We start from the raw sequence: 26,794 nt of genomic DNA, 5'->3' as shown, positions 1-26,794 counted from the left end.
CTATGAAAAATAAAAAATTCATTTTCGTTATTCTTAATTTCATTTTCCTAATCGGATGTTCATGTTTAAGTGAAAAGCAATCGTTAAATGAAATTAGTTTTAGCAATAATACAAAAGAAAAAAAAGTTGATGTATTGGTGAATGGAAATTTATTTACATCATACATTTATAATGATGAGATTTCAGTATTAAAGAAAACAGTTTTATTCCCATTAATTTCTGCAAACGGTGTTGCAATTACTCGCGGGTTTCCTCTTGATCCAAAACCAAGTGAACGAGTTGATCATCCTCATCATATTGGTGCATGGTTTAATTATGGTGATGTAAATGGATTGGATTACTGGAACAATTCCGATGCAATTTCCGAAGATAAAAAAAAGGAAATGGGAACAATTCGCCATGATGAAATTTTAGATATGGAAAATGGAAATGGAAAAGGCGAATTAGTTGTTTCTACAAATTGGTTAAAACCAAATGGTGAAATTTTGTTAAAGGAAAAAACAAATTTTACTTTTATGGCAAATAATGATTCAAGAATTATTGATAGAGAAGTTACTTTAACTGCTCAAAATGAACCAGTTTTATTTAAAGATAATAAAGAGGGAATGATTGCAATTCGTGTTGCACGGCAATTAGAACATCCGAGTAAAGATCCGGTAACGTTGAGTGACGCACATGGTAAAAAAACAGATGTTCCGGTTTTGGATAATACCGGCGTAACCGGTCATTATATTTCGAGTGAAGGAATTGAAGGCGATGATGTTTGGTCAACCCGAGCACGCTGGGTTTCTCTCGATGGAACAATTGATGGAAAAGATGTTAAGGTTGTAATTTTTGATAATCCGGAAAATGTTGGATTTCCAACTTATTGGCATGCACGCGGGTATGGACTTTTTGCGGCAAATCCATTAGGACAAAATATTTTTAGTAATGGAAAAGAAACTTTAAATTTTAATTTGGAAGCCGGAAAATCAGTTACATTCAAATACAGAATTTTAATTCAAAACGGAAAACTTTCTAAAGATAAAATTGAGGAATGCTTCAACAAATTTTCCAAAAATAATTAGCAAGGAATATTAAAATGTTTAAAAAATTTTTAATTGTTATAAGTTTATTTTCATTTGGCTTTATGGGAAATAAATTAAACATGGAATGGGAATATTTATTTAACGGTAAAAATTTAGATGGCTGGGAAAAGCGCGGCGGTGAAGCAATTTATGAAATTGAAAATGAAATGATTGTTGGAATTTCCGGAAAAAGTACTCCAAACACTTTTTTATGCACCAAACAAAATTATTCTAATTTTATTTTTGAAGTGGATTTTCTAGTTGATGACAAAATGAATTCCGGAATTCAAATTAGAAGTAATAGTATGGATTCATATATGAATGGAAGAGTTCACGGGTATCAAATTGAAATTGATCCATCGGAACGAGCTTGGAGCGGCGGAATATATGATGAAGCAAGACGCGGCTGGCTCTACGATTTAAGAAATAATGAAGCTGCACGCAAAGCATTTATTCACAATGATTGGAACAAACTTCACGTTGAAGCAATCGGCAATTCTATCAAAACTTGGCTTAACGGAGTTCCATGTGCAAATTTAAAAGATTCATTAACGAAAGATGGATTTATTGCATTGCAAGTTCATCAAATGGAAACTCCGGGTGTAAAAGTAAAATGGAAAAATATTAGAATTATGGATTTGGGAACTTCTACTCAATTTCCGCAATTAATTGAGAGCAATTGATTAAATTTCCATTTTAATTTTTTTATTTAGAATTATTTTTATGAAATACTCGATTATTCAAACTACAGTTTTGCTGATTTTACGATTAGTGCTCGGCTATCATTTCTTGTATGAAGGAATTGATAAATTATTAAATGAAACTTGGACATCTGCGCCATTTCTATTACAAGCAAATTGGATTTATACTGATTTCTTTCATTCGCTTGCCAACGACCAAACTTATTTAAGAATTGCGGATTTACTTAATATTTGGGGTCAAATTCTTATAGGAATAAGTTTAATTATAGGACTTTTTTCAAAAGTTGCTGCATATTTTGGAGCCTTTCTTTTATTTATGTATTACGTAACTGTTCCGCCGTTTCTAAATAACCAAATGTTAATTGATAAAAATGTAATAGAATTTTTATGTTTTTTAATAGTTGCATTATTCCCAACTAGCTCAATTTTTGGAATAGATTTATTTTTGAAAAAACGAAATGAGTAATAAATGTTAGAAAATGATTCATCTGAAAATAAAAAAGTTTCGAGACGAGATTTATTAAAAGGACTCTCGACTGTTCCAATTCTCGGTGTGTTTGCTTATGATTATTGGAAAAAGAAATCGTTTGAAAAAATAAAAGATAAAGCTGTTCATCTTAATTTAGGATTAAGCAAAGATTCTCCTAAAGTTATTTCAAATAATAACGAAAAAAGTTTAGGCGATGTTATAAAAATTGGAATTATTGGAGTTGGCGGAAGAGGAGTTGCATTATTAAAAGCAGCCGGATTTGTTGATCCTAGTGAATTTAATAGTTTAAGCAAAAAAGCAAAAAGTGGTGATGAAAGTGCAAAATCAAGAATTGCTTCTTATCAAAATCAAACATTATTAAATGTTCAAATTATTGGAATTTGCGATGTTTTTGATATGAGAGCTGAGAAAGCAATTACAATTGCATCAAATGGAATTCAGCCAAACGGCGAACCGATAAATTTAAAAAATGTTAAAAGATATTTGCGATATCAAGATTTGTTAGCTAATTCGGAAATTGATGCGGTAATTATTGCAACACCAGATTTTCATCATGCGCAAATGACTATTGACGCAGTATATTCCGGTAAACATGTTTACTGTGAAAAAGCAATGACTTTAACTGAAGATGAACTTAATAAAGTTTATGAAACTGTGAAGAATAGTAAAATTGTTTTTCAATTAGGTCATCAAAACAGTAAGAATGAGACTTTTAAAAAAGCGAAAGAAATTATTGATAAAAATCTTCTCGGCAAAGTTACTTTAATTGAAACAACAACAAACCGAAATAGTAAAGAAGGCGCTTGGATTAGACATCTTGATTCAAATGGAAAACCAAAACCGGGATCTCCAAAAACAATTGATTGGGATCAATGGCTTGGGAATACACCAAAAATTCCATTTAGTATGGAAAGATATTACGGTTGGGCTCGTTGGTTTGCTTATGATACCGGACTTGCCGGACAATTGTTTTCTCATGAAGTTGATGCTCTAAATCAAATTATGGGATTTGGAATTCCTAAATCTGTAACTTCTTCCGGAGGAATTTATTTTTTCAAAGAAGATCGTGATATGCCGGATACATTTCAATCGGTTTTAGAATTTCCGGATCGTCAATTTACAATGCTGTATTCAGCTTCGCTTGCAAACAGCAGATCTCGTGGTAGAGTTTTCATGGGACATGATGCAAGTATGGAAGTCGGCGGAGATTTAAAATTAATTGCTAATGATGATTCAACACAATTTAAAGATAAAATATCTAATGGAATTATTGATCCTTCCAAACCATTTTATACTTTCCCGGAAATTTCAAAATTAAAAATTGATGGAGTAACTTCTGCAACAGAAAAATATTATGCCGAGCGAGGATTGATTGATACAAATGTCGATGGTAAAAATATTGACATTACCCATTTACACGTTAAAGAATGGATTGATGTAATTCGTAATGGCGGTAAGACCGGATGCGATATTGAAAAAGCATTTATCGATACAGTTTCTGTTTTAATGGTTCACAAATCATACGTAGAAAATAGAAAAGTGGAATGGGATCCGATAAATAAGAAAATTATATAATTAAAAATTTTTCTTTGGAATAAAATGAAAAACATTTTTAAATTCAAAATTCATAAAAACAATATTGTAATAATTATGTTATTTACAATTTTTTCTTTATTAGCTTGTTCAGATAGTGAATCATTAATTGCTCAAGAATTAAAAGGAAATAATTGGGCAGAAAAATTAGGATTTCCGGAAGGGAAAAAAGTTTTAATTTTTCATGCTGATGATGTTGGAATGTGTGAAGAAGCAAATACTGCAGCAATCGCATATCTTGAAAAAAGTGAAATTCAAAGTGCAGCAATTATGGTTCCTTGTCCGAATGCAAATAATGCAATTTTGTGGGCGGCAAATAATAGAAATAAAGATATTGGTTTGCATTTAACTTTAACAAGTGAATGGAAAACTTATAGATGGGGAACTGTTGCTGAATCCAGTTTAGTTCCAGGTTTGCTTGATGAAGAAAATAAAATGTACAGAAGTGTTGAAGAAGTTGTAACAAATGCAACTCCGGCTGAAGTAGAAAAAGAAATTAGAGCACAAATAGATAAAGCAATTTCTTTGGGAATGAAACCAAATCACATTGATACTCATATGGGAACGCTTTATGGCTCTGCGGCATTTGTGAATGTATTTTTTAGAGTTGCAGAAGAATACAATATTCCGGCAAATGCAATTGATTTATCAAAAGCTGAAGTTGCCGAACATTTTAGAAGTGCCGGTTATCCGATTGATGAAAATGTAATTCAATCAGTAAATGAATATAAACTGCCAAAGTTAGATTTCTTTTCAAGTGTGCCAAACGGAAATACTTATGAAGAAAAAAGAGAAAACTTTTTCAATCATATTAAGGAATTGCCCGCCGGTTTAACCGAAATAATTTTCCATCCTTCAGTTGAATCTGAAAATTTAAAAAGTATTACAAATTCTTGGCAGCAAAGAGTTTGGGAAGCTGAATTATTTTCAGATCCAATTGTTAAGCAATTTTTTCTTGATGAGGGAATTGTATTTACAAATTGGAAGGAAATTATGGAAAAGTTCAATTCTCTTATAAATAATTAATTGAGATTAGCTCAAGATATTTTAAGGAAAAAATTTTGAAAAAGAATTCTCCGTTATTTTTCGCTGCAATTTTATTTCTGTTTCAAAACTGCTCGACAATTGATAATAGTAAATTTGTAGAGAAAAATTCAAATCCCAAAAATGTAATTTTATTTATTAGTGATGGATGCGGATTTAATCATGTTGATGCGGCAAGTTATTATCAATATGGAAAAACCGGTGAACAAGTTTATGAAAAGTTTCCGGTAAAATTGGCAATGGCAACTTATTATCTTCATGGAAATAAATATAATCCAGATTCAGCTTGGGCAAATTTTGATTGGGTGAAAAAAAATCCTACAGAATCTGCCGGAGCAGCTTCAGCAATGGCTACCGGTTCAAAAACAACTAAGAAATCAATTTCATGCGATACACTTAATCAACCATTAGAAACAATTGTAGATAAATTTGAAAAACTTGGAAAATCAACTGGAGTTATTTCAACAGTTCCTTTTAGTAATGCAACTCCGGCTGCCTTTGTTGCACATAATGAAAACAGGCAGAATTATAGAGAAATTGCAGAAGAGATGATTCTTAAAAGTAAAGCTGATGTAATTATGGGAGGCGGACATCCGTTTTATAATCCCAATGGAACTTTGGTTGGTAAATTAGCCGAACGTTATGTTGGTCAAAAAGAAATTTGGGATATGAATAATGGCGGAAAACCAATAAATGATGAAGATGGAAAATTAGTTGAAGAATCTGAATTCAGATATGTTGGCGGAAAAAATGTTTGGCAAATGTTAAATGATGGTAATGCCGGAAATGATGCAGATGGTGATGGAAAAAATGATATGTGGAATTTTATTCAAGATAGAGAATCATTTCAAAAATATATGAAAGGTGAAGTTCCAAAAAGATTAATTGGAATATTTAAAAGTGGTCAAGCATCTCAAGTTGAAAGAGATACGGCAAATGAAAATTGGACACCATTTTCAGTTCCGTTTATTCAGACGATTCCAACTTTAAAAGAAATGACTTTATCGTCAATTAATGTTTTGGATGAAAATAAAAATGGATTTTTTCTTATGGCGGAAGGCGGTGCGGTCGATTGGGCAGCACATGATAATGTTTTAAATAGAACTATAGAAGAACAAATTGATTTTAATCTTGCAGTTGAAGCCGCGTGTGATTGGGTAGAAAAAAATAGCAGTTGGGATGAAACATTAATTATTGTAACAGCTGATCACGAAACCGGTTATTTATTAGGACCGAATTCAAATGAAGTAAAATCAAATAAAAATTCCGAAAAATGGAAACATCTAACTGGGAATGGTAAAGGAAATATGCCAAATGTTGAATGGTTCAGCAAAGGACACACAAATTCTCTCGTTCCATTTTATGCAAAAGGAAACGGAAGTTTAAATTTTCTTGAAAGAATAAAAGGTGATGATCCAGTCTTTGGAAAATTTATTGATAATACGGATATTGGAATTATTATCAAATCATTTAATTAAACCCTCATTTTATATTTTCAAAAAATATTATCCTTAATATTATATTTGAGATTGAACAAACGATTGTCTAAATTTAATTTCAAGTTTCAAATTCATCTATGTTCGGAAGTAAATCAATAAATTCTAACTTTTGAAAATGGAGACAATAAATATGAATAATAAAATTATTCCAATTATAATTGTTGCATTAACTTTAGGATTAGGCTGGGCAATTCGAGGAAGTTTTGGTCATGAGTGGGGAGCTTCTTGGGCTGGTGCAATGGGCGCATTTGCAATTATTGTTGTTTCGGGAAATAAAAACTGGTTAAAAAATACTCCGGTTTTAGCATCACTTGGTGCAATTGGCTGGGCAGTGGGCGGAATGAGCAGCTATGGAATTGTTATCGGATATTGCAGAACTACAGATTTTGTGAATGTTCTTTACGGATTTAGCATGCTGTTTATTATTGGTGGAATTTATGGATTTATTGGCGGTGGATTTTTAGGACTTGGATTAGAATCAGAGAAAAGTAACAAACCCAATTGGGCAATTTTAATTTCTCAAATGGTTGCCGGAGCAATGTTAACTTGGGGATTTTTAATCTATCAATTGGAGTGGTTTATGACTCCACCAAGATCCGAACTTTGGGCTGCAGCTTTTGGAGCTTCGGCAGCTCTTGGTTGGTTTTTATGGAGAGAAAATTTTAAGAAATCTTTTCGGATTGCAGTTTATACTTCACTTGGTGCCGGATTGGGATTTTCTTTTGGAAATTTCATTCAAGTTATAGGTGCCACGAGTGGAATTTCCTATAATTGGTGGAACGTGATGGAATTCATTCTCGGATTTTCCGGTGGAATTGCATTGGCTTATGCAATTTTAACAACGGCTTGGAAAGGTGAAATTGAATTTTCAAAAAGTACTAATTTTTTTGCATTAATTTTTCTTTTTATAATTATTCCAATTGTAAATTTTCAACAATCTTTCGATAAAGAATATTTTAGTAAACTTTCCGAACTGCAATCTTCGTTGATTCCATCTGATTTTGCCAATTTACAAATTTATTTCGGCTGGATATTTATGCTTATATTTTCTGTTATTTCAATTTTTATTTGGAAACGTTTTTCAAATACCAATAAATATCAGAGTAAAAATTTAATTATTATTTTGTTTTTTATAAATTCACTTTATTATACATTTTTTCTTTTGATTAGAAACGGATTATTCTACGAAGGATTTGGATTTGAAAACTCGAATACTTTATACATCCCGATTTTATTGTTGATCTTCATTTTATTATATTTTCAAAAAAATAACGAAATAAAAATAGTTGAAGATAATTCTATTTCAAATTATTTGGGTAACTGGAAATCAATTACAATTGCCGTTTTGCTGATTATGATTTTAATTTCATTTATTTCAATAAATATTAATATTGATTTACCCGGTTCACATTTTCGGTTTCAATAAATTTTAGAAAGATTAAAAATTCTTAACTGGAGCATTAATGAAATTACACTGGGTTGATATTATAACTCTTACAACATACTTACTTGCTGTTTTGGGCATTGGAATATATTTTTCAAAAAAAACAAAAACTACCGAAGATTATTTCGTTGGCGGAAGATCATATAAAGGCTGGGTAATTGGTTTGGCTATGGTTGGAACTTCAATAAGTTCAATAACATTTTTAGCATATCCGGCAGATTCGTTTAAAACTGCGTGGTTAAGATTTTTACCAAATTTAGCTTTACCAATTGGAGTTATTCTTGCAATGTATTTTTTCCTTCCGTTTTATAGAAGAAAGAAAACAATTTCCGCATATGAATATTTAGAAGATAGATTTAGCCCTTCAATAAGAGTTTATGGAGCTGTAACTTTTATTATTGGGCAATGTGTAAGATTAGCATTAATACTTTTTTTAGTTTCACTTTTAATGTATGAAATAACCGGACTGGGTGCTTTAGAAAGTATTTTGCTCATGGGAATTGTAGTTTCAATTTATACTGTTTTGGGAGGAATTGAAGCTGTTTTATGGACAGACGTAATGCAAACAATTACATTAATTTTTGGCGGAATATTTATTTTAGCTGTAATAGTTATTGATCTTCCTGGAGGGTTTAGTCAAATTTTTGAAATTGCAAATGCAAATAACAAATTTGCTGTTGCCGAATTATCAAATGGAACTTTACAGCATGTTCCGTGGAAGCTAACTTTATCTGATAAATCTGGGTTGATGATGTTATTAGTCGGATTAACAGTTTGGCTTCAAGAGTTTGGAACAAATCAAAATGTAATACAAAAATATGCAGCAGCAAAAAGTATGAAGGAAGCTCGTAAAGGATTAGTTACAATCGGATTGATGAACATTCCAATTTGGGCATTATTTATGTTTATCGGAACAGCTTTATATGCGTTCTTCCAAGTTTTCCCAACACCGGAAGCTCATGCAATGTTAACCGGTGATAAAAAAGCTGAAGGGATTATGCCGTATTTTATTCTAAACTATTTACCGGTTGGAATTCCGGGAATTGTTCTAAGTGCCGTTCTAGCCGCAGCAATGTCATCTTTAGATTCAAGCATAAATTCAATTTCAACAGTTGGAGTAAATGATATTTACAGACGACATTTTGTAAAAAATAGAGAAGATAAACATTACTTAAATGTTGCTTGGATAATTGCATCCGTAACTTCTGTTATTATGATTTTAGGTGCAATAATATTAGTCGAAACCGAAACCAAAACTTTGCAAGATGCAATTACGATTTTAAATTCAGTTGTAATGGGCGGAGTTTTTGGAATGTATTTATTGGGATTTGTTACAACCAGAGTTAATGCAAAATCAATCTGGGTTGGAATTTTTGTAACGGTTATTTTTTCTGTCTGGGTAATTCTTTCAGAAAGAAACTTGGTTCCGGATTCAATGATAATTCCGTTTGATTTATATTATACCGGAATGGTCGGTCATATTTTATTATTTGCAACTTCATTATTAACTTCAATTTTTGTGTTCAGAAAAAAAGATAAAAATGATTTAACAAATTTAACTATTTGGACAAAAGACGGAACTCCAATTGAGTAATAATATATTTCAACAAAGAAAAAATTTAATTCTCATTATATTTTTTCTAAATATTTCTAATTTTCTAACTGCTCAAGACAATGTTGAAATGTTAGATCTTTCAAAACCTAAAAATGGTAAAACTTTTGTCATTGCTCATCGCGGAGCACATAATTATTGTCCGGAAAATACAATTGCCGCTTATAAAAAAGCAATCGAATTAAATTGCGATTTTATTGAAATTGATGTTCGAAAAACTAAAGACGGAAAATTTGTAAGTATTCATAATTCAAAAATTGATGAATATGTTTATGGAAGTTTTGGAAAAGTAAATGATTTTACACTTTGTGAATTGAAGAAAATGAATATTTCTAAAAAGTTTGCTGAAATTAATGATGATGAAAAAATTCCAACTTTGGAAGAAATACTAGAATTATGTAAAGGTAAAATTGGAATTTATTTGGATTTGAAAGACCCATTTGTTGAAGAAATTTCAGCAATAATTAAAAAATATGAAATGGAGAAAAATGTTCTTTGGTATATTCCTTTTTCATATTTAAACGAAATTAAAAAACTTAAAGAAGTTTGCGAAGAATGTTTGTCAATGCCGGATCCGGGAACAAAAGAAAATTTATTAAAACTATTTTACGAAATAAATCCAAAATTTATTGCGACAGATATGAGTCAGTTAGATTCTGAATTTGTTGCAATTTGCCATAAGAATAATGCAAAAGTTTTTGTCGATGAAGAAATTGGCAATGAAAGAGAATGGCAGAAAATTATTGAATTAGGAGTTGAAGGAATTCAAACGGATAATCCGGAAATGTTAATTCAATATTTAAATAATAGTAATTAGTTTTATAAATCTCACCGAATTGATATAAATCATATCATTAATTATTTGTAAATTTTTGTTTAAAATTACTTAACATTCTAATTATATTTATTTGTAATTAATTTGATTTTGGAGCAAAACTGTGAAATATATTTTTCAAATCTTTATAATTGCAATAATTTGTTTTAGTAATATATTTTCAGAAATACTTAAGCCGACAAAAAGCATTCCCACAATTCAAGAGTTAATAGATAGAAGTAATAATGGCGATACTGTTTTAGTTCCGCCCGGAATTTATTATGAAAATATAAATTTTAATGGAAAAAATATTGTTGTTATGTCATACTTTTTGGAAATGAAAGATTCATCATACATTCAAAGTACAATCGTTAGTGGCATGCAGCAAGGTTGCGTAGTAACTTTTGAAAACGGAGAGGATTCAACCTCAGAACTAAATGGTTTTACAATTAGAGATGGAATTAGCTTTTCTGATACTTTACACGGAGGTGGAATTACAATTAAAAATAAGTCTGCTACAACTTTGAAGAATTTAATTATTTCAAGAAATACAGTTGAAGACTGTAACGGTGCCGGAATTTTATGCAGAGACAGTTCAAAAATATTTTTAGAAAATTTGCATATAATTGAAAATGAAGCGAAAAATGGAAACGGAGGTGGAATTTTTCTGCAAAATTCAATAGCAAAAATAATTGATGTAAAAATTTCTAATAACAAATCAAACTCTGGTGGAGGAATTTTTATAGACAGTTCTCAAGTTGAAATTAATAATTCAATTTTAGAAAATAATCAATGTGAAAATGGTGGTGGTGGAATTTATATTAATTCTGAAATCGAAATTATAAAATTCAATGGTGTTATTGTAAGAAATAATTTATCTAAATCTAAAGGTGGTGGAATTCATTCTAAAATTGCTCTTAATTTTCCAGATTCTTCAAATTGCAGTATTTTTCTAAACAGAGCTAATTTTGGAAGTACGGATATTCATTTTGATTCTTTGAATTCTAACATTCCATATATGTTAAGTTTAGATACAGTTACAGTTTCGGAACCAGAAAAATATCATATTAATGTTATTAATAAAATCAATTTTCACTTTAAGCATGCAATTTTCAAATCAGTAAATTCGGATTTATATGTTTCACCCAATGGATCAGATTCAAATAATGGAATTTTACCAATTTCACCATTGAGAACAATTTCTTTCGCAAAATTAGTTGCAAAAACAGATTCTGCAAATCAGAGAAAAATAAATTTACTGCAAGGTGTTTATTCAAATTCAACAAATAATGAAAACTTCCCGATTTACTTGAGAGATAACATTTCTTTGGTTGGAAATAAAGTTGATCAAACAATTCTTGATGGAGAAAATAAAAATAGTCTCGTAACAATTTATCATGAAAATAAAAATGTAAGTGTTGAAAAATTAACGCTTCAAAATGGATATGATTTAAGCGGAAGCGGAATTTCGGTTTCCGGTAAAAATATATTGCTAAAAAATCTGTTAATTAAAAATAATATTTCTGAAAATGATGGCGCCGGATTGAATATAAGTATGGCGGAAAATGTTAAATTAAATAATCTTACTGTTACGGAGAATAATTCAAAAAACCAAACTAGTTCTGGTGGAATTTTTATTAATGGGGAAAAAATATCATTAGTTAATTGCATCATTTACAATAATAAACCAAAAAATATAAAATTAAGAAAAGGAATTTTATCAAACTCGGAATTAACTATTTCAAATTCAAATTTATTTGGAGGAAGAAATAATATAGATAATTTGGATAGTGTAAAAATAAATTGGTTAAGCGGTAATACTGATTCTGATCCGATGTTTGTTGGCGGAGAACCTTATGATTATAGTTTAACTGAAAATTCTCCTTGCGTAAATACCGGAACACCTTTTTTAGTTTGGGAAGGTGATACATTAATTAATTTATCCACTGATGAATATATAGGCATTGCTCCGGATATGGGAGCAATAGAATCTGATTTTTTAATTTCCATTAACGAAGATGAAAATTTACCAACTGAATTTAAATTAGAACAAAATTATCCCAATCCATTTAATCCGACTACGAAAATAAAATATTCAATTCCCGCCAATTCTGTCATCTCGAATCCCCAAAAGGGTGAGAGATCTCAAAATTCAAATGGTTTGGAGATTTCTCCCTTTGATCGAAATGACAATAATAATGTTTCTTTAAAAATTTACGACATATTAGGAAGTGAAGTAAGAACTTTAGTAAACCAGAAACAAAATCCCGGAAATTATGAAGTTATATTTGATGCACAAAATTTACCGAGTGGAATTTATTTTTATCAATTAAAGACACAAAATTTCTCTGAGTCGAAAAAATTCATTTTGCTGAAATAAAAACCAAAAAAACTTAGAATCTTTTCAGAACCAAAATCTTAAATCAATTTTCCAAATTATTTAACTTGATTATAATATGTCCATGTTATAAATTAGGCAAACGATTGTTTAGCATATTTACAAATATTTTATCAATCAAAAATTGAATTTAAATTTGAAGTGAAAAAATGAATAATATAGAAAATAGAAGATTCAAAGGAATTTGGCCGGTTTTAATAACGCCTTTTAACGATGATTTGACAATTGATTTTTCCGGTTATCAAAAAATGATTGAATGGTATTTACGATTTAAACTTGGTGGAATTTATGCTAATTGTCAATCAAGCGAAATGTACGAATTAACAGAAGATGAAAGATTAAAATTAATTTCAGATGCTGTAAAAGTTGTAAATGGGAAAATTCCGGTTGTGGGTACGGGAAATTTTGGAAAAAATCTTGACGAGCATATTGAATTTATTAAAAAAGTTTCTGACACCGGTGTTGAAATTGTAATGTTGACTATACCGGAATATTTAAATACAGACGAGGAGTTAGAAAAATATTATTTAACAATTGCTGAAAAAACAAATATAAAATTGGGGATTTATGAATGTCCGGTTCCACGACGATATTATTTGGGAATTGATTTAATAAAGAAAATTGCAAATACCGGAAGGTACTTTGCTTATAAAGAAACTAGCTGCGATTTGCAAAAAATTAATTCAATAACTGAAATAACAAATAATACAAATTTTGCTCATCTTCAGGCAAATGTTCCATATATGCTTGAATCAGTAAGGAATGGTACTCCTGGTTCGATGAATATTGCTGCAAATTGGCTTCCCGATTTAGTTGTAGAAGTTTATGAAAATGGATTAGCAAAAAATCCAAAAGCAGATGTATTAAATCAAGTTTTATGCGGAATGGAAATGGTGCAAAGATCTGTTCATCCAATGGGTGTTAAATTTTTAATTAGCAAAAGAGGAGTTCCGATAAAACCATTTACACGTTATCCGAGAAAATTATCTTTGGAAGAAATGTTTGGTTTGGAACAAGCTGCTAAAAATTGGTTTGATGATGAAGGAAAATTAAAAATTCTAAAATAATGTTTTTGGAAAAGGGAATAGATGGAAATAATAAATCCCGGTAATGAAGATTATCACATTCATTCAATAAATTTTTCCGATGGTTTAAATACTATTGACGAAATTGTAAAATTTGCCGGTGAAATTGGCTTAAACAAAATTGCAATAACAGACCACAATCAAGCTTATCTTGATGCAAGAAATTTCGGAAGAAAATCATATCGTGGAATTGTAAAACGTTGGAAAAATGTTTTCAATAATGTTGAAGTTCAATTCGGAATTGAAGCAGATATTCTAAACAGCAATGGTGATGTCTGCATGGACATTCAAGGTGAAGAATCTGATATTATGATTTTATCAACTCATCAAAACCCGCCATATCAAGAAGATTCAAACACAATTACTCAAGGTTATTTAAACGCAATTGAGAGATTTCATAAAAGAATAAAATTTCTTGGTCATCCGTGTTCTGTTTATCATGGAGATAATGTTGATATAATTGCTGTTACAGAACTTTGCAACAAATATGAAATTGCTCTTGAAGTTAACGGAGCCAATCTTTCAACAAATAGAACAAATTTAAATAAGCTTAAACAAATGTTAAAAAATGCAGATAGAATTTATGTAAATAGTGATTCTCATACTCTTTACGAGTTGAAAACTGTCCGAAAAATTACATTTCAATACTTAAAAGAAAATGGATTTATAAATAATATTTTCTAAAATCAAATTATAATTCCGGTCTTTTATCTCCAGAATAAGGATTTGCACCTTTAATATTTATTGACTCATTCTTATAAGTAGTTAAATTTTTATCATTAGATTTTGGTTCTGTAATTAATCCAAAATATCTGCCCATCCAATAATCATGAATAAAATCAGTCGGATCCATAACTCTATTCCCATTTGCTCTACCATCTAAATTAAAAGAATTTCTGTTTCCGGAAGATTCGCGAGGAGAAATTATTTTTGTTCCACCTTCGTAAGAAACATATCCGGGTTCAATAAATAAATCATCTCTATGAGAATTTGTAAAATTATGTTCAACACAATCCAAAGTCCATTCTCGCAAATAATTTACGGCTTGATAAGCTTCACAATCATTTCCGGTCATTACTCCGTAAGCAAAATTGAACCAAGATAAATGTTCTAATCTTTTTACTTCCCAAGTTCTTTCCAAACTTCTCAAATAAATTGATCTCAAATTCGGATCATCAACATAACGGAGCAGTGTAAAATATGACCAAAAAGCTAAATTATCATCCCAAGGTGCAATATTTTCCGGAGGGAAAGTATTTTTTTGACGAACTATATGATTTAAATATCCCCAATCAACTAACTGCTGAAATGCTTTATTGAATTTCGGATTTTTAGAAATTGCCAATGCAGATTTTGCAATTGCTTGAGCTTCAAGTCCGTTTAAACCTTTATCAACCCAGCCGTAAGGATTGAGAAGATATTTTGCATCCCAACGACCCCAACGTGTTGGTTTTCCATCCATATCTTTCAACACCCAGCCATTTTCTGAAATATATGAAGCAATTTTTTCTATATGTTCTTTTGCCAATTCTTTATCTTTTCCTTCTGCAATTAAATCATGAAAAAGTGAAACAGAATAAAAATGAGCCATAATTTCATCACTTGAAGTATCACCTTTCCAATACCATTTGCCATCTTTTGTGGGATACCATTTTGCCGGTAAACCTCCGGAGCCTTGTGTGCTCATTTCATCATCATCTCCGGTTGCGGACCAAATTGCACGTGCAATAAATCCATCGATTGGAGTTATTTTTTCAAGCCAAATCATTGCATAAAAAGAATTAATTGCTTCTTGCTTAGCAGATTCATCACCGGTAACTAAATATTTATAGCACATTGCCGCAAGATACGGAGCAGTATGCCCGCCATCGTTATCGCTAATTTCTCTTATCCAATCATTACCTTGTTTATATAACATATGAATAAAACCCAATCTTTTGTGCCCCCAATTTTCCAAATGGTTTTCATAAAGTGCAACTTTCTTTTGTAACGTAAATGGTTCATAATTTATAATTCCAATTCCTTTATCTGTAGCAATCATTACCTTGCTTTTATAGACAGCAATATCATTTACAATATTTCCGGGAAGCCAATGATCGGCGCCAAAAAATTGCCAATCATTTTTTAACATTCTCACTGCACCTTTTTTTGTTCCAATCCAAAGATCATCTTCAAATCCTTTTTCTAAACACGTTGTATTTTCATATGACAAACCATCTTTTCCATCCAATACTGTTAAAGCAGCACCACGTAAAACACCCAAACCTCTATCTGTGCTAATATAAATTCGGTTTCCAAAAGCTAAAAAATCATTTGTATTCTTAGATGGCAGTTTACCCCAATCAATAAAATCTTGATTAACAATTTTTCCATCAAACAACGCAAGCTCTCCATATCTCAGAATATATAACGTTCCGCTATAAGAAATAATTTTTTGAACAGGACCAATTTCCACCGGATCAGCATGAAGTTGCGTTCCGTCTTCCATTAACATTGTCATATTACTTGAATAATATCCGCCTTCCGGTTTTATATTTGTCAGTTTATTATTTATAAATTTATAAACATCATTTTGAGTAGCGGCATATAATTCTTTATTGTGAATACATAAATCAACAAATAAATTTTTATCAATCAATTCCCAATTTTTTGAGTATCGGAAAAGTCCATTTTTTGTAAGTGCCCAAAGTGAATTATCAATAGAGATAATTCTATTTACTTTTACTGGTGATGAAGAAATTTTTTCAATATTTTCTTCATTTAAGAAATAGATTTCGGAATTCATCACTAGATAAAATTTATCTTCAAAAGCTGCAATTGATGTAATTTCATTTTCTGTGAATATTTTTGTTGAGACTTCTTGCAAATAAACTTTGTCTTCAACCGGTTTCCATTGTTGATTTTCATTCTTATAAATTTTTTGAGCGAAGAAAATATTTGCAATAAAAAGTAATGGAATTAAATATTTTATATTTGCTGATTTTATATTCATTTTAAAATCCCTCGTTTATTTCCCAAATATTAAAAGTTATGACCAATGAGATAAAATATGATTATTCTGCTGATTATCCATATTCTTACCTGCGGAAGAAAACAAATATTCAATTCTATTTCCGTAAAATTCTGTTATTTTTCCTCTAACCATTTTGAGTGTACTATTCAAGAATTTATTTTGTTCAGTAAATCCTTCTCCTAAAATTCCAATAGCAGCCGGAAGCCATCTTTCGGGAAACATTCCTTCATAAATTCCTCCTTTTTTATATTTATCAATTTCACTTTGAAGAATTTTTACAATTTCTTTTTTTGCTTCTTCTGAATTAATTGATAAACCATTCTTTTTTATTTCTTCCAAGAGTGCAGTTTTATTTGGATACAATAATGCAACTGTGTAAGGTGATTGATTATTATAAAGCATCACTTGTTCAATAAAAGGGGATTGATCAACCAATGCTTCTTCAATTCCTTCAGGGCTAAATTTTTCACCATCACTTGCAATCAACAAACTTTTAAATCTTCCCAAAACATATAGAAATCCGTCTGAGTCTAAATAACCCATATCACCCGTATAAAGCCAGCTATTTTTAATTGTTTCAGCAGTTGCCCGATCATTCTTCCAATATCCAGCCATAACATTTTCACCTTTGCAAATAATTTCACCTTTTTCTCCTTGCGGAAGTTCAACACCATCTTCATCAACAATTTTAACTTGGAGTCCTTTTACAATTTGTCCCGATGAACCCATTTTATGAAGATTTGGAACGTTTGCAGAAATAATTGGTGCAGCTTCGCTTAATCCATAACCTTGAAACATTGGCATTCCTATTGCATAAAAAAATCGTTGTAATTCAATATCCAACAAAGCGCCGCCGCCAATGAAGAATTCCAATTTACCGCCAAAATTTTGTCGTATTTTACTGAATATAATTTTATCATAAAATTTGTAAATAGGTAATTTGAGTTTTAACAGACCTTTCGCTTTTCTAAATCCATCACCGTTTAATTCATAACCTAATTTTAATGCCTTATTAAATAGCGCTTCAATTTTTGTACCTTTTGATTTTATACCGGCTTCGATATTTTTTTTGAAATTCTTAGCAAGAGCCGGAACGCTTAGAATAAATACCGGCTTAGCTTCTTTAATATTTACCGGAATATTTTTGAGAGTTTCTAAAGGAGTGTTCCCAACTTGAACAGATGACATACTTGCGCCGTTTTTCATCAATAAATAAATTCCAGCAGTGTGTGCAAATGAGTGATCCCACGGTAAAATTAATAGTGAAGAATAATATTCCGGAATCGGAAAAATAGCTGTCGCTTGTTCAACATTTGAAGTATAATTTCTGTGCGTTAAAATAATTCCTTTTGGATCTGCTGTTGTACCGGATGTATAACAAATATTTGCATAATCGTCACCACTAATATTTTGCCAAATCTTTTTAAAATTTTCCGAATTACTTTTTAAAAAATCTTCACCTAATTTTAGAACTTCATTTCTTGTTATTTCATTAGAATTTTTTGAATTTGTTTCATCAAGCACAATTATTTTTTCTAATTCAGGTAAGTCAATTTCAATTCTTCTAATTTTATCAAGCTGATTTTTTGAAACAATTGCAAACTTACATCCGGAATGGGCCAAACGAAATTTTAAATCATTTAGCTCATCAATCTTAACGGAAATTGGAACGTTTATTCCGCCGATAAAAACAATTCCCATTTCACTCATTACCCAATCATTTCTTCCTTCGCAAATTAGTGCAACTCTTTGCCCCTTATTTAATCCTAACTTCAGCAAACCGGCACTAAAATTATGAATTAATTTTTGCATTTCTTTGTAAGTTGTTCCAACATATTTTCCATCAACTTTTTCTAACATTAAAATATTTTTAGGATATTTTTTAACACTTTCTTCAAACATCATTGGTAATGTTAGTTTCATAAAAACTCCATAAGGATTAATTTTTTTTTATAATATTTTATTTCATTTAAAAAATTTATTTGAAATGTATTCACCAACATTTTTCATCACTTGATCATTACCCAAATCATTTAGATGTCTATCTTTGAAATCAATACAAATTTCATCTCCGCCATTTATTTTGAACATAAATAAATTTTCTGAATGAACTTTTTGTTTTAAAACTTCTGCAAAATTTAAATTAACTTCAAAATAATTTTCCGGGAAATAATAACTTTTTACAAACTTCACACATTTTTTACTAACAATATCAAAATCATCTCTAATAGGATAAATGACAAGTAGCTTAGCATGGTTTTTATTAGAAAGTTGATCAATTTTTTCAATAAGTTTTTTTGTTATATCAATTGAATAAATATCACGCTTAGATTTTGGAATTAAGTAAGGTGTAAAATGACTTCGTCCTTCAATAAAATTTTCATGTGTAAGAATTGTAATTTGAGAAGAATCTTTGTATTGCAAAATATTTTGCGAATATTCATTTAAATCAACTTCAAATGATTTTATTTTTTTTATTTCTGATAAATTATGAGATTCCGGTAAATCGTAATTCCAATTATCTAAAACTAATTGTTCTATTGTTTGGTTTTTATAATTTTGAATTGCAGAATAGACCAACTGTAAAAACACACTATTTTTATAATAACTATTTGATGTAAAAAATGGTCCATCCAAATTATTGTTTACTAATTTAAAAGTTGGTTTTAGATGTCCGGCAATTTTGCCAACATTTCTATCCGGGAAAGTATTTTCCCAAAAATCATTTTTAGGAGTTGACCAAATTAAAACAAGATCCGCACGAAAATTTTCAAAATATTTTTCAAGTGTAAGAAGTTGCTGATCTTGTCCCCAGCCGGCTGCGGCAAGTGAAAATACTTTTACTGATTTCTTTGAAATTTCACTAAGATAATTCTCAAGTAAAATCTCCGGCATTTTATTTGGCGAAGATGTGGCAGCTTCAACTTGACTATCACCAAGAATCAGAATTACAAAATCTTCATTGGTATAATTTATATTTTGTCCGCGCAAACCTAATTGATTAGGAAAATCATTTTTGAAATTTGAGAGATTTCTTCTTGGCGAATCATCCCAACCCCAGCCGGAATTTAATGGTTTGTAAAAAAAACGTAATAGAATTTCTGAAAGAAAAATTAGGATAAATAAAGTGGAAAAACTTAACAATATATTTTTAAATAAGTTTTTATTCATTTCGAGATTTGAGTAAAACTTTTTGAATTATCAATGAAAAATTTAAAAACTTTATAAGTATAAAATGCTATTTTAATAATCACGAATCTAAATTAAAAAAAAATCTTGTTAGATTCTTTAATATTTGTCTTAAACAAACGTTTTCATTATAATTACTATTAGTTCAGATTAATTTCTATTACTAAAATGAAAATTAAAACTCGCAATTACTTCAAATCAAAATTCATATCAATCTTAATTACTTTTTGAAATCAATGTTAAACTGAGGAAATTATGAAAAATAAAAATTATCGTAATTCAAATAATGTAGGAAGAAGAAACTTTATTAAAACAGCTTCACTTTCCGCAGCCGCTTTAACTTTAGGAGTGAGTAAAATTAATGCTGATATTCAGAAAAATGATTCAGATAAAAATCAAAAATTTAAAATGAAATTTGCACCGCATTTTGGAATGTTCGAAAATAATGCCGGGAAAGATTATATAAATCAGTTGAATTTCATTGCTGAACATGGATTTACTGCACTTGAAGATAATGGAATGAAATCCAAGACAATTGATGAGCAAAATAAAATTGCTAAGGAAATGGAAAAGTTAAATTTAACAATGGGTGTTTTTGTTGCTCACAATATTTATTGGGATAAGCCAAATTTAGCAAGCGGAAATAAAGAATTACGAGATGAATTTCTAAAGGATATAAAAGATTCCGTTGAAGTTGCAAAACGCGTAAATGCGAAATGGATGACAGTTGTTCCGGGTCATGTTGATTTACGTTTGGAGATGGACTATCAAACTGCAAATGTTGTTGAATCTTTAAAACAAGCAAGCGCAATATTAGAACCTCATGGATTAACAATGGTTCTTGAACCTTTAAACTTTTTTAATCATCCCGGATTATTTTTGAAAAAAGTTTCACAAGCGTATTTAATTTGTAAAGCAGTTGACAGCCCGGCATGTAAAATTTTAGATGATTTGTATCATCAGCAAATTACTGAGGGAAATTTAATTCCTAACATTGATGCGGCGTGGGATGAAATTGCATATTTTCAAATGGGTGATAATCCCGGAAGGAATGAACCAACAACAGGTGAAATTAATTATAAAAATGTTTTTGCACATATTCATAATAAAGGTTTTAAAGGTGTTTTAGGAATGGAACATGGAAATAGTAAAAAAGGAAAAGAAGGTGAATTAGCTGTAATAGAAGCTTATAGGAAATGTGATATTAGTTAACACTTAAATTAAAAATAATGAATAAAAAAGAAATAAAAGTAATATCTAAAAACTTATATGTTTTGCTAATATTCTTCGGAATGTTAATCTTTTTTTTGTTGAACTATGCTTATGAAGAATCATCGACAAATGAATTTTGCGAATCTTGTCACGTTCATCCGCAAGCAACACAATCATGGAAAATTGGGGCTCATGTTTACAATGAAAGCGGTGTAACAGTAAATTGTGTCGATTGTCATTTGCCTCCAAGCGGAATTAATAAATTTTACGCAAAAGCAACAACCGGATTAAGAGATTTATACGGATATGTTTTTAAGGATTCGTCAGATTTTAATTGGGAGAAAATGTCTCAGCGAGAATTTGCGGTGAACCATGTTTATCAAGAAGGATGTTTAAATTGTCACAAAAATTTATTTCCTCCAAAGCTTTCTAAAAAAGGTCAAGATGCTCATTTATATTTTGATCAAAATAAAGAAGAAGTAATGTGCATAAATTGTCATCTCGAAACCGGTCATTATCATGAAAAAGTTGAAGAAGTTGTAGTTGATTATTCAAAATCCGGAATAATATATAACGAAGCTGCCAAAGTAGATAAATTTGAAAATTTTATTGAACAAATTCCGGGAACAAATATTAATTTTGAAATGATTGCAATTCCATCCGGAAAATTTTTATTTGGGAGTGCTGATGATAATGAATCTAAAAAATTAGATGGAAGTCCGGCTGTTGAAGTTTCGTTAAGTAAATTTTGGATGGGAAAAGCAGAAATTACTTGGAATGAATATTATGCATTTATGAAAGAAACCGGAACCGAGGGAAGAACAGAAGATCAAATAATAAAATCTAGATTGAATAATGTAGATGTAATTTCCGGTCCAACTCCGCCTTACGGTGATCCGGGACAAGGTTGGGGAAAAGAAGATCGTCCCGCAATTACAATGACTCATTATGCTGCAAAAAAATATTGCGAATGGCTATCTAAAAAAACCGGAAAAAAATATAGATTACCAACTGAAGCTGAATGGGAATATTCTGCACGCGCTAATTCTAAAGGTGAATATTTCTTTGATGGAAATCCATCTGATTATACAAGCGAAGGATTTTGGAAATCTATTTTTGGTGCAGATACAAATATTATTAATTCATATTGTATTTATAAAGAAAATAGTTTGAATAAAACACATACACCAAATTCTGTTAAACCAAATAGTTTTGGACTCTTAAATATGTTAGGAAATGTAAAAGAATTTTGCTCAGATTATTATTCGGAAAATATTTATAATATTTATAAGAATCAGAAAGAAGTGCAAAATCCAAAAGGTCTATCAAATGGAACAGAATTTGTAATTCGCGGCGGATCTTATTTAAGTGATGCAGTTGATTTAAGAATTACAGCTCGTGATAAAACGAATCAGAAAACTTGGCTAAGAACTGATCCGCAGATTCCAAAAAGTTTGTGGTGGTATTCGGATAGTAAAGATGTGGGATTTAGAGTTGTATGTGAGTATTCGGAATAGTTTATTCAGATTTACTAAATAAATTCATTAATATTTTGAACAAAGTATGTGAGGTAATGTCATGTCAGAAAAATTAAACCGTAGAGATTTTTTAAATATTGGCGCTGTTGCTGCAACGGGAATTATTGTTGGCTGCAGTGTAGCTTCTGATAAAAAAAGAACGATGGAAGAAGTTAAGTTTTTCGATCAAGCTCCGGATGGAAAAGTTTTAAAAGCCGGTTTAATTGGCTGCGGAGGCAGAGGAAGCGGTGCTGCAATTGATTTTTTAAATGCCGGACCAAATTTAAAAATTCATGCACTTGGTGATGTGTTTAAGGATAGAGTTGAAGAATGTAAATTAAAATTGAAAAATGAAAAACAAGAAATAGTAGCTGATGAAAATTGCTTTGTCGGATTTGATGCTTATGAAAAAGTTATTAATTCCGGAGTTGATGTAATAATATTAGCAACACCTCCTCATTTTCGTCCAATGCATTTTGAAGCAGCGGTTGAAGCAAGAAAACATGTATTTATGGAAAAACCAGTTGCCGTTGATCCCGTTGGTGCAAGATCAGTTATTGCTTCATCAAAAAAAGCAGAAGCTCTTGGATTGGTAGTTGGAACCGGAACTCAACGAAGACATCAAAGAGATTATGTTGCAACATTTAAAGAAATTTTTGAAGGAAAAATTGGCGATATCGTTTCAGCAAATTGTTATTGGAATCAAAGCCAATTATGGTTTAGAAATCCTCAACCGGAATGGACTGAAATGGAATATATGATTCGTGATTGGGTAAACTGGACTTGGCTTTCCGGTGATCATATTGTAGAGCAACATGTTCATAATATTGATGTAATTAATTGGTTCACAGAAAAACATCCAATTAAAGCAGTTGGTTTTGGTTCACGTCAAAGAAGAGTAACCGGTGATCAGTATGATAATTTCAGTGTTGATTTTGAATATGAAAACGGAATGCATGTTCATAGTATGTGCAGACAAATAAATGGATGTACCGATAATGTTTCCGAATTGGTTTTTGGTTCGACCGGATATACAAATTGCAGAAATAAAATATTTGATATGAAAGGTAATGCAATTTGGGAATATCAGTATCCGAAAATTGAAGGAGTTGAAAAGAACGAATCAGTAAAAGTTTCGCCATACGTACAAGAACATATTGATTTAGTAAAAGCTATTAGAGAAAATAAACCTTACGTTGAAGCTGAAAACACAGCCATTTCAACAATGTGTGCAATAATGGGAAGAATATCAGCATATACCGGAAAGGAAGTTACTTGGGAAGAAGTTATGAATTCAGATCTTAAGTTGGGTCCGGATGTTTATGAACTTGGAAAAGTTAATATTGAAAAAATAATTCATTCACCTGGAATTGCTTAGGTAATAGGAAAATTTATTTGGCTAAAATAATTTTCTTTTTAATAGGTATTCATTTTTTATTTTTTTGTGAAGTTAGATCAAATATTATAATAGAAAAATTAAAATGTGAATACCTATCTTTACCAAATAACATCGATGTTTCAAATCCCCGTTTTAGCTGGGTTCTAAAATCAAATGAACGTGGTCATAAACAAACTGCATATCAAATAATTGTAGCAAGTGATGATAAAAAATCTGAACTCTGGAATTCCGGCAAAATTATTTCCTCAGAAAATTCTCAAATATTTTACGCTGGGAAAAAATTAAAGAGTAATTCTCATTATTTCTGGTATGTAAAAGTTTGGAATAAAAATTCCGAAGAATATAAAAGTGAAATTGCAGAATTTTGGACATCAATTTTAGATTCGACAATATGGCAAGCTGAATGGATTGGTGCAAATACTTCGAAAGAATTTTTTCCACAAAATGGTTTTTATCAAGATCCAAAAGAACAATATGAATTACCGGATACAATAATTCACGAAGGCAGATCTTTACTTTTGAGGAATGAATTTGATGTTAAAAACAAAATAAAAAATGCCAGAGTATTTGTAACCGGATTAGGTTTTTATGAGTTTTATTTAAATGGAAAAAGAATCGGAGATCATTTTCTGGCACCGGCAAAAACAAATTATCGAAAAGAAATTTTATATGATACATACAATGTTACAAATGAATTAATTTCCGGGAATAATGCAATTGGAATTCATCTTGGAAACGGTTGGTTTAATCCGTATAAAAAATGGTGGCAGCAATATAGAATGCAATGGTTTGGAGCTAAGCGGGCGTTGATGCAATTGCATATTGAATATGAAAATGGTGAAACTGAAATTATTACAACATCGGAAAATTGGAAATATGAATATGGTCCGGTAATGTACAATTGTATTTATGATGGCGAAACTTATGATTCAAATCTTGAAATTAGTGAATGGAATAAAATTGGGTTTGATGATTCAAAATGGCAAAATGTAAAAATTGTATCTTCTCCAAAAGGAAAATTAATTTCACATACAATGCCGTCCGTTAAAATTATTCAAAAACTTCAACCAGTTAAAAAGTTTATAAATTCTAAAAGAAAAATTGTGTTTGATTTTGGACAAAATTTTGCTGGATGGGTAAAAATTTCTCTTTCTGGAAAAAAGAATATAAAAATAAAATTACAATTCGCAGAAGATATAAATGATGATGGAACAATAAATATCACCAGTAATGAAAATGCAAAAGCTCAATACAACATTATTCTAAAAGGAGATTCGGTAGAAACTTTTCAGCCGAAGTTTACATATTTTGGTTTTAAATATGTTGAAGTTTCAAGCGATCAAGAATTTGAAATAGAAAGTATTGAAGGTCATGTTCTGCATACAGCAATTGAAAATACCGGAAAATTTGAATGCAGCAATGAAACAATTAACAAAATTCATAATGCAACTGTTTGGTCTCAAAAAAGTAATATGATTGGTTATCCAATGGATTGTCCACAACGTGATGAAAGACTTGGCTGGTTTGGCGATGTTCAAGTTACGATCGAAGAAGCAATGTTTAATTTTGATACTCCGCAATTTTATATGAATTGGCTGAGCGGAATTCGATCAAATCAAAATTCGGATGGTGATATTCCAATAATTTCTCCTCGCCCATATATTTGGGATGAAGGAGTTGAATGGAGCAGTACATATTTAATTCTTGTCTGGAAATTTTACCAATACTTTGGTGATGAAAAAATATTACTTGAACATTATTCTTCAATGAAAAAATATTTGGAATTCTTAAACTCAATTGCGGAAAATTATATTATTAAAAAAGGATGGATTGGCGATTGGGGAAGTTTGGTAAAAGGTTGGAAAGAAGGTGAACCGGAATCTGTTCCAACAGCATTTTATTTTTGGAATACAAAAATCCTTTCTCAAATTGCAAAAGTTTTGAATCAAACGGAAGATGAAATTTATTTTAATAATTTATCTGATAAAATTAAATTGGCATTCAACAAAAAGTTCTACAAATCAGAAACAAAGAATTATAACGATGGAAGTCAAATGGCAAATTCATTTCCGTTATTTCTTGAACTTGTTCCCAAAGATGATAGAAATTTTATATTGGAAAATCTTGTTAAAAATATTGTGGAAGAAAATAACGGACATCTTACAACCGGTGTTTTGGGTTCAAAATATATGATTGATGTGTTAGCAAAAAATAATAGAGAAGATGTAGCTTTTTTGTTGGCAACTCAAACCGGTTATCCAAGCTGGAGTGATATGGTTGAAAAATATACTACAATGTGCGAATTCTGGACATTGAAACAATCGCACAATCATGTAATGACCGGAAGCATTGATGCATTTTTTTATAAAACTTTAGCCGGAATTAATTTTGATGAAAATTTTCCGGGTTGCAAAAAAATAATTATTCAGCCATATTTTGCTGAGAATCTGAATTTCGTAAATTCATCTGTTGAAACAATAAACGGAACAATAAAAGTCAATTGGCAGAAATCAGATAATTCATTGAAATTAAATTTAGAAATTCCAATAAATTCTTCTGCTGAAATTATTATTCCAAACTTATTTAACAACAAAATATTTGAAAGTAATCTTCCCATAAATAATTTTGATGAAATAAAAATTATTGAAGAAAATAATAAATTCACCAAACTGAATATTGAGTCTGGTCAATATGAATTTATTGTTAAATAATTCACT

General features: G+C 30.3%; 19 protein-coding genes. 16 read left to right on the top strand and 3 right to left on the bottom strand.

Annotated features, from left to right (window positions below; genetic code table 11):
• Positions 1-2: 2 nt before the first annotated feature.
• From IPH62_16690 to IPH62_16635, 12 genes are all read left to right on the top strand, one after another.
• Positions 3-1,067: a PmoA family protein gene (locus IPH62_16690; GenBank protein ID MBK7106911.1), complete on the top strand. Its 1,065-nt coding sequence runs from the start codon at positions 3-5 to the stop codon at positions 1,065-1,067.
• A 62-nt stretch (positions 1,068-1,129) separates the two neighbouring features.
• Positions 1,130-1,750: a DUF1080 domain-containing protein gene (locus IPH62_16685; GenBank protein MBK7106910.1), complete on the top strand. Its 621-nt coding sequence runs from the start codon at positions 1,130-1,132 to the stop codon at positions 1,748-1,750.
• A gap of 40 nt (positions 1,751-1,790) precedes the next feature.
• Complete coding sequence (locus IPH62_16680) at positions 1,791-2,234, top strand: DoxX family membrane protein (GenBank protein ID MBK7106909.1); 444 nt, start codon at positions 1,791-1,793, stop codon at positions 2,232-2,234.
• Positions 2,235-2,237: 3 nt separating this feature from the next.
• Positions 2,238-3,833 carry a Gfo/Idh/MocA family oxidoreductase gene (locus tag IPH62_16675; GenBank protein MBK7106908.1) on the top strand — a complete coding sequence of 532 codons (1,596 nt, stop codon included), beginning with the start codon at positions 2,238-2,240 and terminating at the stop codon, positions 3,831-3,833.
• A 24-nt stretch (positions 3,834-3,857) separates the two neighbouring features.
• A complete protein-coding gene (locus IPH62_16670; GenBank protein ID MBK7106907.1) occupies positions 3,858-4,877 on the top strand; it encodes a polysaccharide deacetylase family protein in 1,020 nt (339 codons plus the stop codon).
• A gap of 35 nt (positions 4,878-4,912) precedes the next feature.
• Positions 4,913-6,373 (top strand): alkaline phosphatase, encoded by a 1,461-nt coding sequence (locus tag IPH62_16665; protein ID MBK7106906.1) that lies wholly within the window; start codon positions 4,913-4,915, stop codon positions 6,371-6,373.
• 151 nt (positions 6,374-6,524) lie between these two features.
• Positions 6,525-7,820 carry a hypothetical protein gene (locus tag IPH62_16660; protein ID MBK7106905.1) on the top strand — a complete coding sequence of 432 codons (1,296 nt, stop codon included), beginning with the start codon at positions 6,525-6,527 and terminating at the stop codon, positions 7,818-7,820.
• Between the two features lie 37 nt (positions 7,821-7,857).
• Positions 7,858-9,432 carry a sodium:solute symporter gene (locus IPH62_16655; GenBank protein MBK7106904.1) on the top strand — a complete coding sequence of 525 codons (1,575 nt, stop codon included), beginning with the start codon at positions 7,858-7,860 and terminating at the stop codon, positions 9,430-9,432.
• Complete coding sequence (locus IPH62_16650; GenBank protein MBK7106903.1) at positions 9,425-10,267, top strand: glycerophosphodiester phosphodiesterase family protein; 843 nt, start codon at positions 9,425-9,427, stop codon at positions 10,265-10,267. The genes IPH62_16655 and IPH62_16650 overlap by 8 nt, the downstream gene beginning before the upstream one ends.
• Positions 10,268-10,388: 121 nt before the next feature.
• The gene (locus IPH62_16645; GenBank protein MBK7106902.1) at positions 10,389-12,644 is read left to right on the top strand and encodes a T9SS type A sorting domain-containing protein; all 2,256 of its coding nucleotides are present in this window, start codon (positions 10,389-10,391) and stop codon (positions 12,642-12,644) included.
• Positions 12,645-12,811: 167 nt separating this feature from the next.
• A complete protein-coding gene (locus IPH62_16640) occupies positions 12,812-13,729 on the top strand; it encodes a dihydrodipicolinate synthase family protein (GenBank protein ID MBK7106901.1) in 918 nt (305 codons plus the stop codon).
• A 21-nt stretch (positions 13,730-13,750) separates the two neighbouring features.
• Positions 13,751-14,431, top strand: a complete 681-nt coding sequence (locus IPH62_16635) for a PHP domain-containing protein (protein MBK7106900.1) — start codon at positions 13,751-13,753, stop codon at positions 14,429-14,431.
• 7 nt (positions 14,432-14,438) lie between these two features.
• On the opposite strand, the gene IPH62_16630 is transcribed toward IPH62_16635, so the two are convergent.
• From IPH62_16630 to IPH62_16620, 3 genes are all read right to left on the bottom strand, one after another.
• Positions 14,439-16,664, bottom strand: a complete 2,226-nt coding sequence (locus tag IPH62_16630) for a hypothetical protein (protein ID MBK7106899.1) — start codon at positions 16,662-16,664, stop codon at positions 14,439-14,441.
• A 111-nt stretch (positions 16,665-16,775) separates the two neighbouring features.
• On the bottom strand, positions 16,776-18,683 hold the full coding sequence (locus IPH62_16625) for an AMP-binding protein (protein ID MBK7106898.1): 1,908 nt from the start codon (positions 18,681-18,683) through the stop codon (positions 16,776-16,778).
• 42 nt (positions 18,684-18,725) lie between these two features.
• A complete protein-coding gene (locus IPH62_16620; protein MBK7106897.1) occupies positions 18,726-19,931 on the bottom strand; it encodes a hypothetical protein in 1,206 nt (401 codons plus the stop codon).
• Between the two features lie 273 nt (positions 19,932-20,204).
• Here IPH62_16620 and IPH62_16615 point away from each other — a divergent pair, with 273 nt between their 5' ends.
• The 4 genes from IPH62_16615 (at position 20,205) to IPH62_16600 (ending at position 26,788) form a co-directional block, all read left to right on the top strand.
• Positions 20,205-21,161, top strand: coding sequence for a TIM barrel protein (locus IPH62_16615; protein MBK7106896.1), 957 nt, complete (start codon positions 20,205-20,207; stop codon positions 21,159-21,161).
• 17 nt (positions 21,162-21,178) lie between these two features.
• Complete coding sequence (locus tag IPH62_16610; GenBank protein MBK7106895.1) at positions 21,179-22,678, top strand: SUMF1/EgtB/PvdO family nonheme iron enzyme; 1,500 nt, start codon at positions 21,179-21,181, stop codon at positions 22,676-22,678.
• 61 nt (positions 22,679-22,739) lie between these two features.
• Positions 22,740-24,056, top strand: coding sequence for a Gfo/Idh/MocA family oxidoreductase (locus tag IPH62_16605; GenBank protein MBK7106894.1), 1,317 nt, complete (start codon positions 22,740-22,742; stop codon positions 24,054-24,056).
• A 17-nt stretch (positions 24,057-24,073) separates the two neighbouring features.
• Positions 24,074-26,788: a family 78 glycoside hydrolase catalytic domain gene (locus IPH62_16600; GenBank protein ID MBK7106893.1), complete on the top strand. Its 2,715-nt coding sequence runs from the start codon at positions 24,074-24,076 to the stop codon at positions 26,786-26,788.
• Positions 26,789-26,794 lie beyond the last annotated feature (6 nt).

The organism is Ignavibacteriota bacterium (assembly GCA_016708125.1).
In the GTDB taxonomy this organism is placed as follows: Bacteria; Bacteroidota; Ignavibacteria; order Ignavibacteriales; family Melioribacteraceae.
The sequence above is the reverse complement of the archived record's forward strand: the minus strand, read 5'-3'. Positions and strand labels throughout refer to the sequence as shown.